11 protein-coding genes are annotated in these 15544 nt (G+C 73.4%); 4 read left to right on the forward strand and 7 right to left on the reverse strand.

Features of this window, described 5'->3' with window-relative positions; genetic code table 11:
• Positions 1-593 precede the first annotated feature (593 nt).
• Both ACFW6A_RS01945 and ACFW6A_RS01950 read left to right on the forward strand, forming a co-directional pair.
• Entirely contained in the window at positions 594-809 is a 216-nt protein-coding gene (locus ACFW6A_RS01945; RefSeq protein ID WP_351851150.1) for a hypothetical protein, read from the forward strand.
• A gap of 10 nt (positions 810-819) precedes the next feature.
• Entirely contained in the window at positions 820-1530 is a 711-nt protein-coding gene (locus tag ACFW6A_RS01950; protein ID WP_169085510.1) for a DUF4191 domain-containing protein, read from the forward strand.
• An 80-nt stretch (positions 1531-1610) separates the two neighbouring features.
• On the opposite strand, the gene ACFW6A_RS01955 is transcribed toward ACFW6A_RS01950, so the two are convergent.
• A complete protein-coding gene (locus tag ACFW6A_RS01955; protein ID WP_351848232.1) occupies positions 1611-2078 on the reverse strand; it encodes an RDD family protein in 468 nt (155 codons plus the stop codon).
• 222 nt (positions 2079-2300) lie between these two features.
• On the opposite strand from ACFW6A_RS01955, the gene glnA reads away from it, so the two are divergent.
• Positions 2301-3722: a type I glutamate--ammonia ligase gene (gene glnA / locus ACFW6A_RS01960; protein WP_351848229.1), complete on the forward strand. Its 1422-nt coding sequence runs from the start codon at positions 2301-2303 to the stop codon at positions 3720-3722.
• A 79-nt stretch (positions 3723-3801) separates the two neighbouring features.
• Here the strand turns inward: glnA and ACFW6A_RS01965 are convergent, their stop codons facing one another.
• From ACFW6A_RS01965 to ACFW6A_RS01980, 4 genes are all read right to left on the reverse strand, one after another.
• On the reverse strand, positions 3802-8853 hold the full coding sequence (locus ACFW6A_RS01965) for an AAA family ATPase (RefSeq protein ID WP_351848227.1): 5052 nt from the start codon (positions 8851-8853) through the stop codon (positions 3802-3804).
• A complete protein-coding gene (locus ACFW6A_RS01970) occupies positions 8850-12020 on the reverse strand; it encodes a hypothetical protein (protein ID WP_386638171.1) in 3171 nt (1056 codons plus the stop codon). Before ACFW6A_RS01970 ends, ACFW6A_RS01965 begins: the two co-directional genes overlap by 4 nt.
• Complete coding sequence (locus ACFW6A_RS01975; RefSeq protein ID WP_351848219.1) at positions 12004-12894, reverse strand: hypothetical protein; 891 nt, start codon at positions 12892-12894, stop codon at positions 12004-12006. The genes ACFW6A_RS01970 and ACFW6A_RS01975 overlap by 17 nt, the downstream gene beginning before the upstream one ends.
• A 150-nt stretch (positions 12895-13044) precedes the next feature.
• Positions 13045-13320, reverse strand: coding sequence for a hypothetical protein (locus tag ACFW6A_RS01980; RefSeq protein WP_351848216.1), 276 nt, complete (start codon positions 13318-13320; stop codon positions 13045-13047).
• A gap of 123 nt (positions 13321-13443) precedes the next feature.
• Here ACFW6A_RS01980 and ACFW6A_RS01985 point away from each other — a divergent pair, with 123 nt between their 5' ends.
• A complete protein-coding gene (locus ACFW6A_RS01985) occupies positions 13444-13806 on the forward strand; it encodes an arsenate reductase family protein (protein WP_351848212.1) in 363 nt (120 codons plus the stop codon).
• Here ACFW6A_RS01985 and ACFW6A_RS01990 read toward each other — a convergent pair.
• Together ACFW6A_RS01990 and ACFW6A_RS01995 are read right to left on the reverse strand one after the other, a co-directional pair.
• Positions 13803-14618, reverse strand: a complete 816-nt coding sequence (locus tag ACFW6A_RS01990; RefSeq protein ID WP_386638174.1) for a GNAT family N-acetyltransferase — start codon at positions 14616-14618, stop codon at positions 13803-13805. The two genes, ACFW6A_RS01985 and ACFW6A_RS01990, sit on opposite strands and share 4 nt — an antisense overlap.
• Positions 14602-15510, reverse strand: coding sequence for a Gfo/Idh/MocA family oxidoreductase (locus tag ACFW6A_RS01995; RefSeq protein WP_351848206.1), 909 nt, complete (start codon positions 15508-15510; stop codon positions 14602-14604). The genes ACFW6A_RS01990 and ACFW6A_RS01995 overlap by 17 nt, the downstream gene beginning before the upstream one ends.
• Positions 15511-15544 lie beyond the last annotated feature (34 nt).

The raw sequence follows: 15544 nt of genomic DNA on the forward strand, positions 1-15544 counted from the left end.
GGAGCAGCGCAGCCGAGCCGGAGCGTTGGTTGCGGGTCCGTCCGAGGAACGAGGACGGGCACGCGGCCGGAGCGGTGGCGAGGCGGAGCGCGACCGGGAGACCGGAGCAGCGCAGCCGAGCCGGAGCGTAGGTTGCGGGTCCGTCCGAGGAACGAGGACGGGCACGCGGCCGGAGCGGTGGCGAGGCGGAGCGCGACCGGGAGACCGGAGCAGCGCAGCCGAGCCGGAGCGTAGGTTGCGGGTCCGTCCGAGGAACGAGGACGGGCACGCGGCCGGAGCGGTGGCGAGGCGGAGCGCGACCGGGAGACCGGAGCAGCGCGGGGTGGCCGCGGCCGGCCCGCCGGTGGTGTGAGTCGCCGCACAAGTGGTTACCGGTAGGTAATGCCTGTCGGCAGGGCGGCCCGTACGGCCCCGCAGTTCAGCGGGGCGGTACGGGCCGCTCCGCCGTACGGGGGTCCCGCACCGGCGTTTCATCAGTGTTTGACCGTCGGGTCATGCCCTGGTAACACCGTTCTGTGAGCATGGTGGAACACACCGCCACCACCGCCCGCTCCCCCCACCTCGTCTCATCCGCATGCGAGAGAGGACCCCTCATGCCGGCCGCCTCGACGCACGTCCGCGTCCGTGCCCTTCCCTCCGTCACCGGCGCCCTGCGGGCCGTCGAGGCGCTGTTCCTGGGCGCCGGGCAGCGCACCGCCCGCCGCAACGCCTGGACCTCCGTCCTGGAGGACCGCCGCCGCGCCAAGGACCGCATCGAGGCCCAGCACGTCCTGGAGGCCGCGTCCGGCCGGACGTCCCGGGCCACGTAGACTTCAAGACATGGCGAGGAAGGCAAACACGGGCGGCGCTGACGCCGCGAACCCAGGGCGACTGAAGCAGATCGCCCTCACGTACAAGATGACCCGGAAGGCCGATCCCAAGGTCGGGCTCGTCGTGGCCGGCGTGGGCATCGTCGTACTCGGTGTCCTCCTCGGTATCGGCTTCCTCATCGGGCACCCGGTCTACCTGGGCATCCTGGGCTTCGTCCTGGCGCTCCTGGCGATGGCGATCGTCTTCGGACGGCGCGCCGAGCGGGCCGCCTTCGGGCAGATGGAGGGCCAGCCGGGCGCCGCCGCGGCGGTGCTGCAGAACATCGGACGCGGCTGGACGGTGACCCCCGCGGTCGCGATGAACCGCAGCCAGGACGTCGTCCACCGGGCGGTCGGCCGCCAGGGCATCGTCCTGGTCGGCGAGGGCAACCCGAACCGGCTGAAGCCCCTCCTCGTGGCCGAGAAGAAGAAGATGGCCCGCATCCTGGTCGACGTGCCGGTGACGGACATCATCGTCGGCAACGACGAGGAGCAGGGCCAGGTCCCGCTCAAGAAGGTCCGCACCAAGATGCTGAAGCTGCCCCGGCTGCTCAGCGGCCCCCAGGTGACGGCGGCCAACGACCGGCTGCGGGCGATGGGCGACCTCATGAGCAACATGCCGCTCCCGAAGGGCCCGATGCCCAAGGGCATGAAGATGCCGCGCGGCGGAAAGATGCGCTGACGCGCCCGGAGACGCACGAAGGGCGGCGCCCCGGACCCCACGGGTCCGGGGCGCCGCCCTTCGTCATGGCGCGGGCGGCCTCAGACCCGGATCTGGACGGCGCCGGAGAGGCGGTCGTGGAGGCCGCGGCCGTCGCGGTCCCAGATGAGCGCGGGGATCGCCAGGCAGGTGAGGGCGGCGCGGAGCACGGCGCGGGGCAGCGAGAGGCGGCCGCCCGCGACCGAGACGACCCGGAGACGGAAGAGGAGCTTCCCCGGGGTGGCGCCGACGGTGCCGACGGTCAGGGCGATCAGGACGAAGAGGACGAGCAGGGCCCAGTTGCCGGTCGCCTGGTTGTAGCCGTCGGTGAGGAGACCGTATGCGATCAGCATGCACAGCCCCCAGTCCACGGCGAGCGCGCCCAGCCGCGCCCCCGGGCGGGCGATGGAGCCGGGCCCTTCCTCGGGGAGGCCCAGCTGCTGCCCCCGGTAGCCGAAGTCCACGCCTGCTTGCTCCGCCGCGGCACGGGGGCCGGAGAGCCACGATCCGAGTGCTTGCCTGTTGTCCACCCGCCCACCGTACTGCGCCCGTTTTCGATCACTTCGGTCCGGGTGCGGGTGGGGCGCGACACGAGCCGGCCGGCGCCGCCCCGGTTAACTTCGACGAAACAAATGGGTCATGCTTGAGAAATCCCGACTGCCTAGGGTCGGGTCCGAGCGTGCGCCACCGCACTGGCCGCATCACCGAGCTGCAACCCCGCCCCTCCCCGGGCCGGGAGTAGGAGGAGTTGGATGTCCAAGCACGGGTTCCAGAACGCCGACGAGGTCGCGAAGTTCATCAAGGACGAGGACGTCAAGATGGTCGACGTCCGCTTCTGCGACCTTCCCGGCGTGATGCAGCACTTCTCGATCCCTGCGACGGCCTTCGACCCGTCCGAGGAGCTGGCCTTCGACGGCTCGTCGATCCGCGGCTTCCAGGCCATCCACGAGTCCGACATGTCGCTGCGCGCGGACCTCTCCACGGCCCGTCTGGACCCCTTCCGCCGGGACAAGACGCTCAACATCAACTTCTTCATCCACGACCCGATCACGGGCGAGGCCTACAGCCGCGACCCGCGGAACATCGCGAAGAAGGCCGAGGCGTACCTCGCCTCCACCGGCATCGCCGACACCGCGTACTTCGGCCCCGAGGCCGAGTTCTACGTCTTCGACTCGGTCCGCTTCGAGACCTCCGCGAACCAGGGCTTCTACCACATCGACTCCGAGGCCGGCGCCTGGAACACCGGTGCGGAGGAGAACAACCGCGGTTACAAGGTCCGCTACAAGGGCGGCTACTTCCCGGCCCCGCCGGTCGACCACTTCGCCGACCTGCGCGCCGAGATGTCCCTGGAGCTGGAGAAGGTCGGCCTCCAGGTCGAGCGCCAGCACCACGAGGTCGGCACCGCCGGCCAGGCCGAGATCAACTACAAGTTCAACACGCTGCTGGCCTCGGCCGACGACCTGATGCTGTTCAAGTACATCATCAAGAACGTCGCCTGGCGGAACGGCAAGTCCGCGACCTTCATGCCGAAGCCGATCTTCGGCGACAACGGCTCGGGCATGCACGTCCACCAGTCGCTGTGGTCGGGCGGCGCCCCGCTGTTCTACGACGAGGCCGGCTACGCGGGCCTGTCGGACACCGCGCGCTACTACATCGGCGGCATCCTCAAGCACGCCCCGTCGCTGCTCGCCTTCACCAACCCGACGGTGAACTCCTACCACCGCCTGGTCCCGGGCTTCGAGGCGCCGGTCAACCTGGTCTACTCGCAGCGCAACCGCTCCGCCGCCATGCGCATCCCGATCACGGGCTCGAACCCGAAGGCCAAGCGCGTCGAGTTCCGCGCGCCGGACCCGTCCTCGAACCCGTACCTCGCCTTCTCGGCGCTCCTCCTCGCGGGCCTCGACGGCGTCAAGAACAAGATCGAGCCCATGGAGCCGATCGACAAGGACCTCTACGAGCTGGCTCCCGAGGAGCACGCGAGCGTCCCGCAGGTCCCGACCAACCTGGAGGCCGTGCTCAAGGCCCTGGAGGAGGACAACGAGTACCTCCAGGCCGGCGGCGTCTTCACCTCCGACCTGATCGAGACCTGGGTCGACTACAAGCGCACCCACGAGATCGCCCCGATCCAGCTGCGCCCGCACCCGCACGAGTTCGAGCTCTACTACGACCTCTAAACCGCGGGACCACGGTCTGACGTGAAGGCGAGGGCCACCCCCAGGGGGGTGGCCCTCGCCTTTGTGCGTTCCGGGCCGTCTACGCCCGCCGGGCGGGCCGGACGCCGGGGGCGAACCACGCGCGGGCCGTCTTCGCGTAGGCGTCCACCTGGGACACGGGCTTGTCCAGCTCCGCCGTCAGCCGGGCCCGCTGGGAGAGCAGCACGGAGCGCAGGGCCTGGTCCCTCTCGGCCATCCGCTGGAGGGTGGCGATCTTGCGGGCGCTGCACCTGTCGAGCCGGGGCCAGGAGCCGTCCGGGGCGCGCAGTTCGGCGGTACGGCCCTCGGCCGACGCGTAGGCGTAGGCGACGAAGACCTCCTGGCCGCCGGAGACCGTCGGCTTCACGACGCGGTCGGCCACGCCGCCCAGGATCTCCCGGGTCCAGTCCTGGCGGGGGAGCCACATCGCGCCCCAGACGGTGGCGTGCGGATAGGCCGGGTTCGGTCTCCGCTTCGGGAGCCGCGGGGAGAGCAGCCCGTCCTGCTTCATCAGGTGCAGGGAGTGCGCCATCCAGCCGATCTCGTTCCAGTGCTTCGCCTCGTCGAGCACCACCTCGCGCTGCATCTGCGTGTCGATCGCCCCGGCCACGGCGGGGGCCAGCCGCCGGGCGTAGTCCGGCCGCACCCGGAGCACGACGTCCAGGAGCACGTCGATGGAGAACGGGTTGAGCCGCCTCACCAGGGAGGCGGCGGGCAGGCGCTCCAGTTCGTCGAGCAGCAGCCGGACGGGCTCGTGGGCATCGGCCCTCACCAGCAGCGACAGCAGCGAGGGCAGGTTCATCAGGTCCTTCACCCGCCCGTACGAGAGCCTTCGGGCCAGTCGTTGCCCGGGGATGTCGGCGGCCAGCCGGGCGGCCCAGCCGACGTCCCAGATCAGGGCCAGCCGCAGAACGTCGCAGAGCGCGGCCGGACTGGTCACCTGGAGCACCGTCGCCTGGTGCCGCTCGCGGAGCTTGTCCACCCAGTTCGAGTGGACGCTGCCCGGACGCAGCCCGAGCGCCACCAGCTGGCGGACGACCTCGTACTGCTGGGTGGGGTGCTGGATGTGGGCGAGTTCGCTCGTGAAGGCGTTCCACGCCCCCCGCTCGCTCTGCAGGTCGCGCATGAGCGTGACGCCGACGCCGGCGGACACCCGCTCCACCGCCGTCAGCAGCCGGGCCGCGTCGACGGGGTTGCTGTACACGGCCTGGCGCCCCTTCTCCCGCAGCTGGCTGTCCTTGCGTCCGCGCCGGGGGACCGTCCTGGCCCCCAGCTCGTCGAGGGCCGCCGCGGCGGTGTCGCGGTTCAGCGCGGCCAGGCCGTTCATCACCTCGGTCAGCTGGTTCGCGCCGACTCCGCGGCTGATCTGCGCGGCCCAGCGCCGGCCCACCGCGTCCGGGGTCTCCGTGCCGTCCTTCCGGAGCACCCACAGTCCGGCGTCCCTCCTCGGCACTCCCCCGTCGACGAGCGTACGGGCGGTCTCGCGGGCGCTCAGCACCGCCGACGCGGGCGAGACGGCGGCCGTCTTCTCGATGAAGCCGACCGCGTCGTACTCGTTGACGTACTGGCTCGACAGCCCCTGGAACATGGCGCGGCCGAGCTGGTGGAAGAAGCGCCGGGCGTCCGCGATCGACGACTCCCTCATCCCCTCGAAGAGCTTCTTGTCGGCCACCTGCCGGCGCAGCTTCACCAGGAAGGCCGCCCCGAACTCCTCGTCCTGCCCGAGCAGCAGGGCGGCCTGCGGGCCCCAGGGCCGCATCGAGCGGTTCAGCGCCCCGGCGACGACGTCCACGAACTGGTCCAGGCACTCCTCCCGGAAGGAGGCGTGGGTCTCCCAGATCCCCTTGATCAGGTGGTACTGGATGGAGATCCGCGGGTCGTCCTGCAGCCGGTCGGTCACCCACTCCTTGCCGATCTCCTCGGCGAGGTACTGGCCGAAGCCCTTCTTCTCGGTCAGGAACAGCTCGTCGACCCGTGCCGTCGCCGACAGGAGCAGACCGGTGCCCTTGAGGTCCTGGTTGTCACGCACCTGTTGGGCGAGGGAACGGGCGAGAACGACGTCGGGGCGTTCCGCCTGCTCGCCGTAGAGCGCGTGCCGGGCGGTGTAGTCGTGGATCTCGCTGGTCGTCCGGATCAGCAGGGCCGCGTCCGTCGGGGTCGCGGTGCGCAGGGCGTTGCGGATGGCGACGCCGAAGCCCTCTCCCTTGTTGATCTCCTTGTCGTTGAGCATCTTGGTGACGAACCCGACCCGGTAGTCCCGGGCGTCCACCAGCGCGTACCGCAGGTCCACCGCGTCGGTCTGCCGCAGCGCCTGCCGGATGGCCACCCCGTGGCTGCGGAAGACGGTCTCCCAGTCCTCGTAGTCGGGGTCGTACCGCAGCCGGAGGACGAGGGAGGAGATGTAGAGCGCGATGCCGCGCGCGGGATCGGGATCGTGGTCGAGGAGCTTGCGGACCTCGGTCTCGTTCTGGACGAAGGAGGCGTAGTTCGGGCTGCCGATGTCGTTGGCCGCGCGGCGCACCAGGCGTTCGACCCGGCCGACCGTGCGGTAGTCGAGGGCCTTGTCGGGGTCGAGGCGGATCAGGGTCTCGGCTCCACGCCTGGCCACGATCTCGTCGAGATCCTGGTGGTGGAAGCGGCTGAGCTGCTCCAGCACGCTGTACAGGCCGTCGTCGGGCTTCGGCGTGCCGTCCAGCAGGTCTCCGAACCGCTGCACCATCCAGGCGGCGAGGGTGTCGAACCGGGAGTCGCTGAATCGGTGCCGGTGCCGGTGGATCGCGCGGATCACGGCCAGCAGGTCGCGTCCGGACCCGAGGGTGGCCTGCGGCAGCCGCGCCACGAAGGTGTCCAGGAGCTTGCCCATCAGCTTGTCGCCGAACGAGGAGTCCATGACGAGCAGCACCAGCGCGATGTCGATCGGTGACGCGTTCCGGCGCCACTTGGCGAAGTCGGCCTCGTGCTCGGGGCGGAGCAGGCGGTCGGCGAGGCTGCGGCAGACGCGCTCGTCGCACAGGCGCGCGCCGCGCAGCATGGGCAGCAGCCCGCTGCGGTGATCGCCCAGGTCCTTGAAGAGTTCCCTGGCGACGAGCTCGGCGACGAGCTCGTGGCGGCGCGGCCGGGTGGCCTCGTCGGTGTACGCCACTCCGGCGTAGGCGTCCAGGATGGTGCGGGAGTCCGTGGGGCTGGGGAAGCGGAACCGGTCGGGGTCCCGGTCCGACGCGGCACCGAGCCGGGAGAGGACGGGGCGCTCGTCCTCCGGGACGCTCACGTTCCCGCCGAGCAGGGAGACGGCCGCGATGGCGGCGGCCAGGTCCTGGGTGTCCGCCCCCAGCCCGAGGCGGTCGGTGAAGTCCTGCCGGAGTTCCTCCTCCAGGCGTTCGGGTCTGTCGTCCCCGCCCCGGTAGTCGCGCAGGCCCTTGGTGAAGCGGCTGAGGTCGTGGGGGAAACGGCGCACCAGCGCGTCGAGGAAGCGGGGGTTGCCGGCGACGCCGTCCCCGTGGATCGCCCGGGCCCGTGCGGCCAGGTCGAGGAGGGCGGCGGGACGGACGATGGACGGCACGACGGTGAGGTTGGACGCCTGCCAGTCGTGGAGCGAGTTGATGTCGTACTCGAGGCAGGCGAGCACGCTGACGCCGAGTTCCGTCGACACGGCGCGCAGCGCGCGGTCGACGTCCGTCTCGCCGATCGGCCGGATGTCGTCGAGGATGACGACGGGGCTGCTGGTGCCCGGCTGTTCCTGGGGTTCGAGACCGCCCAGGGCGTGGCGCACGACCCGGGTGAGGACGTCACCGCTCGGGAACGCCCGGTCGTCCGGGGAGAGGACGACCACGCGCCGGCCGGCCTCGGCGAGCGCCCGCGCCGTGCACCGGACGATGCAGCTCTTCCCCGAGCCGGGCGGTCCTCCCAGCACGGCCACCTTGCGCTCCGCTTCGTGGAAGATCGCGACGAGGCTGTCGACCTGGTCCGTGCGGACGTCGGGAAGCCACTGCCCGTCGGGCTGCGTCCGCGACCAGTCGTCGAGACGCCATCGGATGGCCTTCAGGGCGCTGGTGTGCCAGTTCCGCGTCCAGTCGTCCCAGGCGGCGCCCCAGTAGGCGCGGGCGGCGCCCGCCAGGGTGAGGCCGGGGTCCGCGACCGCGAGGGTCGGGGTGGCGTCCCCGGCGGAGGTGCGGAACCAGCCGCCGTGGCCGGGGTGGACGAGCGTGCCGCCGCAGGCGTCGGCGCGGAGGGACGCCTCGCCGGGCTTCAGGGACTCGAACGGGGTCGCCGTGCCGAGATGGGAGGTGGAGAGCCCGCCCGCGGCCCACATGCCGGGCGCGGGGTGGGGCAGTTCGGGGGCGGCGAGCGTCCGGGAGAGGAGTCGCAGCGCGGCGGGCAGGGCCACCGTGGGGTCGTCGAAGCGGCTCGGCGGCAGCAGGCCCCGGGCCGCCAGTCTCGGCTTCGGGTCTCCCGCGGGCTCCTCGTCCATCCCGAGCTGGAGGAGGAGGGTCCGTACGGGCTCCGCGGCTCCGTCGGAGGCCCTGTTGGTGGCGGGGGTGACGGACCGCCACCTCCTGGTGATGCCGGCCAGTTCGCGGACGGTGTCGTCGTGGCCGGTGGCGTCGTCGTCCGCCTTGCCCTCCAGGGCGAGCCGGACCGTCCAGGCCGCGGGCGGCAGCTCCGGATCGGTCTCCGTGCGGAGGACGGTGACGTCCAGGTGCTCGGTGGCCGGGTGCTCCGCGGGGGCGTAGGGGCCGCTGTCGGGGGCGTCGGCCCGATCGTAGAGGCGGACGAGGTCGTCCTTCATGCCCTCGATGCCCTCGATGTGCGCGACGAGGTCGGCATCCGGTCCCTCGCGGGTGTCCGGGTCCAGGAGCATGAAGGCGAGCCGTTCGAGGCTGGTGCGGTCGGAGCCGGTCACGAACCGGTCCGGGAGGCCGAGCGCCGCCCCCCGCAGGTCCCTCCGCTCGGCTTCCTCCAGCAGGGGCCGGATGCCGTGGGTGTGGAGCCGTCCGAGCAGAACGCCGAGGGACGTGCGGACGGTGGATTCACCGCGTTTCGTCAGGATGTCGTCGAGGGCGAGCAGCGCGCCGGTGACACCTTCACGTGGCGAGACGGAGTCCAGGGCCGTCATCTTGCCTCCTCACTGCGGTCGGCCGTCGGGAACGGGCCGGCTGGGTCGGGGGTCGGCGCCGGCCGGGGAGGATCGGGGCGGACGTCGAGACAGAACACGCCGCGCAGGTCGGTCACGACGAGGCGGGAGCCGTCGGCGTCGAAGGCGAGCGCGACGGGCTGGTCCGGCAGCGGCAGCCGGGGGGCGGGCCGTTCCTCGGCGGAGGTGAGCGGGCGGAGGCACAGCCAGGGCTTCCGGCCGCCGCCGGCCACGGCCGCCAGGCCGTCGTCGACGGCGAACGCGAGCGTTCCGTCGCGCGTCGCGGGGAGGTCCAGTCCGCGCGTCCCGTGGTTCTCGTCCCACACGTACAGCCCCCCGCGGCGGTCGAGCACGCCCACGGTGCGACCGGTCGAGGACACCACGGCGCGCTGTGCGAGGGGCATGAGCAGCGGCTGGCGCCGTACGGCCGTCGCCCCGCCGGCCAGGACGCGTGCGGCCACGGTGCCGGACTCGGTGGTGGCGACGAGGCGTCCGTCGCCGGTTCCGCCCGCCAGGTACACCTGGGCGACGCGGCTCGACCCGGGCAGGGTGAGCGATCTGGTCCGCCCGCCGGCGCCCGGCTCGACGATCTCGATCCGCGCGTCCCTGGCGACGGCGAGCAGGCCGTCGGTGCGCAGCGAGAAGGCCGTCGCCCCGTCCAGGGCGGGCAGCGGCTCGGGGGCCCCGCCCTTCAGCGGGTGCCACAGCAGTCCCGTCCCGTTCGCGACGAGCGCGACGACCGGCTCGCCGCCGACGACGGCGAGCGACAGGTGCGTGGCGATGCCGTCGCGCTCCGGCCGCGCCGCCACGCCGAGCTGCGCCCCGTCCGCCAGGTTCCACAGCCGTAAGGAGGCGTCCTCGTGGGTGGTGACCGCGTAACCGTCGCCGGAGGCGTCGGACGCGACCGCCAGGAGGCCGGGCACGGGCACGTCGTCCTTGCGGGTGGCCCACCGGACGTCGGCGGCGGCGCCCAGGTCGCGCGGGTGCAGACCGCGCGCCTCCTGCCCGGACCTGAGGAGGTCGAGCTTCACCTGGAACGCCCGCTCCGCCGGGCGCAGCCCTGCCGTCTGGCGCCGTACGCCGTCCCCGACGCCGGGCGGCAGGACCCGCGTCCCTCCGCCGTCCAGCTGCCGGGCGAGGGCGCCGCCCGGCAGCGCGGTCCAGAAGGCCGGCGCGGACAGCTCGGCGACGAACGCCTCCTCGAAGTGGCGCGCTGCCGACGCGAACAGCGCGGTCAGCGGCGGGTCCGCCGCCCAGTCGATCCCCGGCTCCCCCGACGTCCGAACGGGCAGGCAGTCCCGCACCGCCGCGGCGAACTCCCGGTCCCGCGACTCCGGCGCGACGGGGGTGGAGAGGCGCCAGGCGGGGGGTGTGGCGGGGCCGGGGCCGGTGGCGGGGCCCGTGCCCGGATCGGGTGGCGCGGCGGTGGTGTCGGTCAGCGCGTCGGCCAGGAGGTTCGCGGCTTCCCTCGCCTCCTCCGGACCGTACGTCCTGCCGGAGCGGTCCGCGGCCGTGGCCAGCGCCGCCCAGTGTTCGGCCGTCAGGCCGGCGTCGTGTCCGACGGCCGCCGCGGCCCGCACCGGCTCCAGCATCGCCCGGCACCAGTCGTCCGCGCGGCCGCCGGCGGCGAGCAGGCTGTGGTGGAAGTGCGTCAGCCGCTTTCCCGCCGCGCGCCGCGCGGCCGCCCCGGCGTCCTGGCCGTGCGGGGTGCCGAGGAAGGCGTCGACGGCGTGGACCGCCGCCCCGAAGTGCCCGTGGCAGGCGGCGGCTATCTCCTCGGCGCCCCGGGCGCGCGCGTAGGCGCGGACGCCCTCGTCGTCGGTGCCGAGCTGGAGCACCGGCAGCCGGAGGGCCTGCCACACGTCGTCGGCGGCGGTGGCGTGGCCCGCCGAGGCGATGACGGTCGTGCGCGCGTACTCGGTCAGGGGGTCGAGGAGGTCCCTCACCACGGTCGCGGGGTCGTCGCCCGCCAGATGGAGGTCGTCCACCAGGACGGTCCGGGGAGGCAGGTCCTCCAGGGCGTCGCACAGGTCGTCCGGGGTCGGGGCGCTCCCCGGGTCGAGGCCGAGCGCCACGGCGATCTGCCGGGTCAGGCCCGGCACACTGGCGTCCTGGGCAGACACCAGCGCGTGCACGGACCCGTCCGGGAGGATCAGGCCGCGCCGGGCTACGGGCGGCAGCCGCCGCCGCCACTCGCTCTTCCCGCTCACGGCCAGGTGTCCGAGGAGCGCGCTCTTGCCGACTCCGGCCGCGCCCCTGACGATCAGCGGCCCGGCCGGTCCCCCGCCGGCGGCGAACTCGCGGAGGCGCCGCTGCTCGTCGGCCCGGCCCGAGAAGTACCAGCCCGGCTCGCGCTGCCCGCTCCGGCCGCGTGCGAGGTGGGACCACTCGTCGAGTTCCCGGTCGAGCCACTCGGGGGAGGTCCGGGGCATGTGCGCCGGATCCGGCAGCACACGGCAGCCCCGGCGGTCGGTCGAGGACACCCACACTTCCTGGGTGTCCGACGGCAGGTGCCCGTTGATCCGCTCCACGAGCACGGAGGGCTCGATGAACTCCTGCGCGCCGTCGCTTCCGGAGAGCGCCTTGGCGAAGGCGTGGGCGAAGGCCAGCTGCTGGGCCTGCTGGTCCCTGCGAGCCGCGGCGATCACCCAGGCGTCGTACGTGACGCGGCCGGCGGCGGACTGACGCCGGACGGCGTCCATCGCGTCGTGCGCGCCGGGCCCGGAGTAGCAGGCGTCGAGGACGACGATCGCCTGCTCGAAGCCCGTGTCCCCGTGCAGGGTGCGCATGATCTTCGCCGGTTCGAGGACCTCCGTCCGCCCTGTTGCCGTGGGCAGGGCCAGGCCCCACTGGGTTTCGCCCTCGTACACCCCGTGCCCGGTGCAGTACACGAACAGGGACAGGGGTGACCCGTGCTCGCCGCGGCGCACCGCCTGCAACCACGCGTGGAGGTCGTCGCACACCTCGTGCAGACCGCGCTCCCCGGTGGCCCCCGGGGGCCTGGGGATCTCCCGCATCCCCAGGCTCTGGAGGGTGCGGCGCATCTCCCTCAGTTCGTGCGGGACGTGTTCGAGTCGTGCCAGGCCGGATTCCTCGCCGTACTCGCCCTCCCCGGCCAGGAAGAACCACCGCTCACCCAAGAGCTGCACCGACTGCGCGAGCGGTCCAGACGTTGCTGAGGTAGCGGGTGCAGTCGTGCATGTGGAGCAGGGGGTTGGTGACGACGAAGTCCTCGACCTCGTCGGCGCCGTAGAGGCCCTCGAGGCGCTTGCGGAGGGCGACGACGTCCTGTTCCGCTGCCACGTTCACCCAGCGGCGCACGGACGGCGGGCGGCCCGGTTCCGCGTGGGCCGAGCGGGCCAGGCGGCGCCGGATGGACTTCAGTCCGAGCGGCGAGCCCATGGTGACCAGGGTGTCGATCTTGACGTCCCTGAGCTTCCACAGCACCTCGTAGGCGGCCACGCTGCCCAGCGAGTGGGCGAGGACCACCCGGGTGTCGTCCTGGATCGCCGTCTCCAGCTCGCCCCGGATCTCCTCCCCCAGGGCCGCGTCCTCGAAGTACCGGTGCACCTGCTTGATCTGGCGGATGACGACCGAGGCCGTCACCCCTCCGAGGTAGGGCGTCCTCTCCAGGATGCTGAGGCACGCCTGCGCGCCGCGGACGACGACGCCCTTGGAGGCCGGTCCGTCGCTCTCCTCGTCGAACGCCGCCGGGTCCGCCTCCCGGGCCATGGCCTCCAGGAGCTCGTACTCGAAGCCGTCGGCCACGTCGGCGGCGGTGTAGAGCGCGTCACCGCCGGCCTTGCCCGTGCCGCCGTTGTACAGGTGCCCGTAGAAGGCCGCTTCGAACGTCACCGACGCGGGGTCGGCGTACCGGATGTTCCGCAGGCCGGTGCTCAGCGCCCCGTGCCATGTCTCGTGCATCTCCTCGCGGGACCGCCAGGACCAACCGATGCCGTGTACGCCGACGATACGGGCCACGCTCGCCTCCCCGTTGAGGGCCGGATCATCCCGGCCGGGCATGCCAGAAGAATAGCCCTGAACGGCGTAGCGAGGAGGGGGTGACGACCCATCTGCTTCCGTGCTCCGCACGGCGGTTGGGCTGCGGAATTGCCGGGTCCGACGCTCCCGGGAGTCCCGGGGACGGCGGACCCGGCGCCTGCCGCGCGCGGCTCAGCGGTTGTGGCGGATGAAGGTGCGGACCAGCCGGCAGGTGGTGTCGGAGGGCGGACGGATGCCTATGCGCTCGGCCATGGTGCGGATCGTCGCGTTCGTGGCCTTCGACGGGATGTAGACGCCCGAGTCGAGCAGGGCGATGGCGAGGCGCATCGCCTTGAGGCGGCGGTTGTGGGTGACGTACCACTCGCGCGGGCGGCCGGCCGGGAGGGCCTTCTTCCGGAGGGGCGTGAAGGGTTCGATGGACGGCCTGCGGATCACGGCTGCTGCCATGGGCTACCTCCTGGCGAACGGTGGCGGGGGCCCTCCCCGGGGCCCTTGCCTTCAGCTCCTATTTTACGGCCGGGCACTGACAATCGGCCCTGGTCGGACAGGGTTCGGGGGTAGATTCGGGGGATGGAGATCTGGATCAATCCCGCCTGTTCCAAGTGCCGCGGCGCCCTCACCCTGCTCGACGCGGAGGGGGCCGACTACACCGTACGGAAGTACCTGGAGGACGTGCCCTCCGCGGAGGAGATCCGGGACGTCCTGAAGCGGCTGGAGCTGGAGCCGTGGGACATCACGCGGACCGGGGAGGCCGAGGCGAAGGAGCTCGGGGTGAAGGAGTGGGGGCGGGAGCCGGGGGACCGCGAGCGGTGGATCGAGGCGCTGTCCGCGCACCCGAAGCTCATCCAGCGCCCCCTCATCACCGCCGACGACGGCAGCGCCGTCGTCGGACGGTCGGAGGAGGCCGTGCGGGACGCCCTCGGGCGGGGTTAGCCGTCCCTCTCCCCCAGGGCCCGGGTCATGAGGTGTTCGCCGGGGCGCTCCCCGGAGCGGCGGTGGCCGAGGCGTTCGCAGAGCGTCCTGGCCGGGGTGTTGCCGGTGAGGACGGCCAGGCGGATCAGCGGCGCGCCGTTCTCCCCGGCCCACTCCTCCACGGCCGTGACCGGCCGGGTCGCCAGTCCCCGGCCGCGGGCCCCGGGCGCGACCCAGAGGGAGCGCAGCTCGGGGACGCCGTCCGGGGGGACGAGGCCGCCGGCCAGTCCCACCGGGCGGTCGCCGAGGAGGGCGACGAGGCCGAGGGCCGTCGGGTCGTCCAGGCGGGCCTGCCGGCGCTCCTCGCCGCCGGCCCGCCAGTCCGCGAGGTCCCTCGTGAACGCCTCGGGCGAGAGGGTCGGGGCGGCCGGCCGGGCCTCGCCCCGGAGCCGCCGGTCGCCGGGACCCACCCTCCGCAGGACGGGGACGCCGGGCGAACACCCGGAGACCGTGACGGCTCGGGGGCCGGTGCCCGCATCGGTACTGGTGCCGGTGACCGTGCCGGTGCCGGTGACCGCGCCGGGACCGGAGTCCGTGCCGGGACCGGAGTCCGTGCCGGGACCGGTGCCAGGACCGGTGACCGTGCCGGTGCCGGTGACCGTGCCGGTGCCGGTGACCGCGTCGATGCCGGTGGCCGTGCCAGGGCCCGTGGCCGCGCCGATGCCCGTGACCGTGTCGATGCCGGTGGCCGTGCCGGGGCCCGTGGCCGTGCAGGTGCCCGTGACCGTGTCGATGCCGGTGACCGTGGTCGTGGGGTCAGTGGGCCGTGGCACGGGTCTCCGCCTCCGTGAGGAGTTCGGTGAGGCGGAGGGCGAAGCGGGCGTCGCAGGGGTGGGGGGTGGCGGTGGCCGCCGCGGTGAGGAGGGCGTCGACGGCGTGGGCGTAGGCCTCCGCCGCGCCGTTCCAGGCGGGCAGCTCGGCGCGGCCCGCCGTGCCGTGGAGGGTGATCGCCGCGCCCGCCGCCTCCGGCGGGGCGCTCAGGCTCAGGGTCGCCGTGCTGCTCGCGCCCGAGGCGTGGCGGAGGACCAGGTGGTGGGTGTCCTCCGGGCCCTTCGCCGCCGTCAGGGCGGTCACCTCGCCGAGGACCGGCAGGAGGACCGAGAGGACGTGCGGGCCCACGTCCCACAGGCCGCCCTTGTCGCGCCGCCACGGGGAGGCCGCGTAGGGGCTGTCGGAGCCGGGGGCGTAGAGGGAGCCGAGCCAGCGGGCCTCGGCGACATACCAGCCGCCGGCCGCCCGCTGCTCCTCGATCCAGCGGGCCGTCTCCGGGGCGAAGCGCAGGGTGCAGAAGACGACGGAGGCGACGCCCGCCGCGTCCGCCGCGTCGACGACCTCGCGGGCGGCCGCGACCGTGGTGGCGAGGGGCTTGTCGAGCAGCAGGTGGCAGCCTGCCCGGGCGGCGCGGGCGGCGATCGGCGCCTGGACGTCCGGCGGGAGCGCGACCGCGACGGCGTCGCACTCCGCGAGGAGCGCGTCCAGGTCGTCGTACGCGCGCGTGCCGGAGGCCGCGGCCAGTTCGGCGGCCGCCTCCGGGCGCCGGCCCCAGACCCCGGCGAAGTCGACCCCCTCGTGCGCGGCCAGGGCCGGCGCGTGGGTCCGGGCGGCCCAGGGGCCGGTGCCGAGGAGTCCGATGCGGGGGCGCGACTGCGCGGAAGGGTTCGCCATGGCCCCCAGTCTGCCCGCCCGGGCCGCCCGCGCT

Origin of the sequence: Streptomyces sp. NPDC058758, assembly GCF_042746075.1 — a bacterium.
GTDB lineage: Bacteria > Actinomycetota > Actinomycetes > Streptomycetales > Streptomycetaceae > Streptomyces.